This window comes from Rhizobium altiplani (genome assembly GCF_001542405.1).
GTDB classification, from domain to species: Bacteria; Pseudomonadota; Alphaproteobacteria; order Rhizobiales; family Rhizobiaceae; genus Rhizobium; species Rhizobium altiplani.
Window position 1 is genome coordinate 1 of the sequence record NZ_LNCD01000041.1, and the last position, 2,735, is coordinate 2,735.

Annotated in this window: 4 protein-coding genes and 1 pseudogene; all 5 read right to left on the reverse strand. The window is 57.4% G+C overall.

All coding sequences use genetic code 11. The features are described from left to right. Positions 1 to 287, reverse strand: a 287-nt coding sequence (locus AS026_RS43155; RefSeq protein ID WP_062369360.1) for a hypothetical protein, incomplete at its 3' end; no start/stop codon positions are given. After that, positions 287 to 520, reverse strand: a complete 234-nt coding sequence (locus AS026_RS44440; protein WP_425349772.1) for a transposase domain-containing protein — start codon at positions 518 to 520, stop codon at positions 287 to 289. The genes AS026_RS43155 and AS026_RS44440, both read right to left, overlap by 1 nt. Then, positions 518 to 1,863 (reverse strand): annotated as a pseudogene (tnpC, locus tag AS026_RS08515) (IS66 family transposase); the annotation flags it as partial. The pseudogene tnpC and the gene AS026_RS44440, both read right to left, overlap by 3 nt. Before the next feature lie 60 nt (positions 1,864 to 1,923). Continuing rightward, positions 1,924 to 2,271, reverse strand: coding sequence for an IS66 family insertion sequence element accessory protein TnpB (tnpB, locus tag AS026_RS08520; protein WP_062369358.1), 348 nt, complete (start codon positions 2,269 to 2,271; stop codon positions 1,924 to 1,926). Further along, complete coding sequence (gene tnpA, locus AS026_RS08525; RefSeq protein ID WP_160330090.1) at positions 2,268 to 2,621, reverse strand: IS66-like element accessory protein TnpA; 354 nt, start codon at positions 2,619 to 2,621, stop codon at positions 2,268 to 2,270. The genes tnpB and tnpA overlap by 4 nt, the downstream gene beginning before the upstream one ends. Positions 2,622 to 2,735: the final 114 nt, after the last annotated feature.

Sequence of the window (2,735 nt, forward strand, 5' to 3'; positions counted from 1 at the left end):
TCGTCTGCCATAACGCGTTCGACCACATCCGGATCGCATTGTTCATCGACGAGAAACTGGCGGATTCCACCATCCCATGTCCGTATGTCGGCGAGGAGATTTTGGAGTTCGTCCACGCCGTTCTCGGTCAGGCCCTTTGTGCCGAATTCGCTGCCGTCGCGGACATAAAGCAATTCGCCTTCGCTGATATTATCCGAGTTGGCGGTCACCTCTTCGATCAACTCGAGGTTCTCGCCGATCATCTCAGCGACCTCTTTGAGGGTATAGATGATCCTTGAGCGTGCCATCACGCAGCCTCGTACCGGTCTTTTGCCGGAGTCCACTGCCACGGGAGCAGTTCCTCAAGTCGATCCTTCGGATGGCTCTGGATCCTGGTCAGGACGTCTGTCAGATAGGTCTCTGGATTGTGGCCATGGAGTTTAGCTGTCTCGATGATGGTCAGGATAGTGGCGATGCGCTCGCCGCCCTTGTCTGATCCAGCAAAGAGCCAATTTTTTCTTCCAATTCCGAGTGGCCTCATAGCGCGCTCAGCTATGTTGTTATCGATTTCGACACGGCCATCGTCAATGTAGACGCTCAATGCTGCCCATCGCGAGAGAGCGTATCGCATCGCTTCGGCAAGCTTCTGTTTCTGCGGCAGCGTCGAAAGCGCCGTTTCAATCCAGGCCTTGAGGTCCGCCAGAATGGTCTGGCGTGTTGCTGGCGCAGTGTTCGCCTCTCGTCAGCCGACATGCCGCGGATACGATCCTCGATATCGTAGAGGGCACCGATGCGCGACAGAGCCTCGTCGGCGATCGAAGATGGCTTGAGCTTGATCACATCATGGAACTTGCGGCGCACATGCGCCATGCAGGCAGCTTCGATGATCTGGTTGCCGTAAAGCTTGCTATAGCCAGCATACCCGTCCGCATGCATTACGCCGTTGAAGTGAGCGAGGTGTTCAGCCGGATGCACGCCCTTTCGGTCGGGGCTATAGTAATAGGCGATCGCTCCGGGCGTGGGATCCTGGCAGCCGCTGCCATCGAAGACATAGACCCAGACCCTGCCGGTCTTCGTCTTTCCTCGTCCTGGGTCGAGAACATCGACCGGCGTGTCGTCCGTGTGTATTCGATCGATGGCCGCGAGATGGGCTCTGATCAGCGAGATGAGGGGCGAGAGCAGAACGGACACACGGCCAACCCAGTCCGCCATGACAGACCGGGAGATGTCTATCCCCAGCCGGTCGTACATCTCGGACAAATGGTAGAGCGGGATATGATCGTCAAATTTGGCGACCATGATGTGTGCGAGCAGTCCTGGTCCAGGTTTGCCTCGCTCGATCGGCAAGCTCGGCATCTCACCCGATACCATTGTATCGCAGTCCCTACAGACCATGCGCTTCTCGATATGCCGGACGATCTTCACAGAAGCCGGCACATGCTCCATCACCTGGACCACCTTGTCGGCCGCCTTCAGGAAGGACATGCCACCACAAGTCGGGCAACTGCAGGGCGCTGCATACACCCGCTCTTCAGTTGGAAGGCCATCCGGCAGAGGTCTGCGTTTCGGCTTGTCGGGGGCATCGTCCAGATCTGGCAACAGGCCTTTTCCGGAACGAGCATCAGCCTCGGCGCGAGAGGCTTCGATCTCCTCCAGCATCAGTTCGAATTGCTCAATCTTCCGATCGATCTTTTCCGAAGAAGCGCCATGCTGCCGATGGCGGAGCAGTTCCAGCTGCGCACGCAGAAGCCCGATAATGGAGTCTCGTTTGCTGACTTCGGCTACTTGGCTCTCAAGCTTCGCCGCCTGTTCAGCGACGAGCGCGCGCAATGCCAATAGCTCGTCCTGACTGTCCAGCGGCGGTGCTTTCATGCCCAAAAACATAGCCGATTTGCAGCGAAAGCACTAGCGTTTTGCCCCGGATGTCCCTGTAAAATATAGCTTTTAACCCGTGCGGCCAGGGGCGGAAGTCCACGCTGGTCGGCGCCAGTCAATCCCTTCAACAAGCATCGACAACTGCGCCTGCGTCAGATGCGCAACGCCATCTTTCGCCGTCGGCCAAGGAAAGTATCCGCGCTCGAGAATCTTGTAGAATAGGCAGAACCCCTCGCCATCCCACCATAGAAGCTTGATCCGGTCGGCGCGCTTTCCACGGAAGCCGAAGATCGCTCCGGAACCCGGCGCTTCCTTGATCACCGCCTCGACCATAGCGGACAGACCATCGATACCGCGCCGCATATCGGTCACCCCGCAAGCCAAGTAGACCCGCACATTTCCTGTCGGCCCGATCATGCAGCCTCAACACACGCGATCAACGATGACAGCATCTTGCGTTCAATGTCCGCCGGAACTTTCAAACTGCGACCATTTCGTAGCTGGATCTTGATTAGCGCGGGCGCCCCGCCGGCCGCCGGCATCTGCCCGAGGCTTACGTCGTTGACCAGGTGGACCGGAAGGAACGTTGCTGACACATCGAAGTGGCTAAGCGTTTTCCGCCATAAACGGATCTGCGCAGGATAAATGTCATGGCGACGAGCGACATCGCCAATGCGAACACCCGGTTGATCGGCTTCAGCCAATATCGCCAGCTTCGCTTCCTTCGACCACCGCCGCCTACGCTCAACGCCGGAAATGATCTCCATGCGAGCCATACCAACCTCTCAGATCTGATATTAGTGTCAGCACTAATGCTGGTTCTAATGCCAGAACATCGCCTAACTGGCTCGTTCAGCAAAATCCGCTCACCGGACGCTCAC

Bases quoted from the DNA above. Each gene is read 5' to 3' on its own strand.
- AS026_RS44440 (WP_425349772.1), bottom strand. From the start codon at position 520: ATGAGGCCACTCGGAATTGGAAGAAAAAATTGGCTCTTTGCTGGATCA.
- tnpB (WP_062369358.1), bottom strand. From the start codon at position 2,271: ATGATCGGGCCGACAGGAAATGTGCGGGTCTACTTGGCTTGCGGGGTG.
- tnpA (WP_160330090.1), bottom strand. From the start codon at position 2,621: ATGGAGATCATTTCCGGCGTTGAGCGTAGGCGGCGGTGGTCGAAGGAA.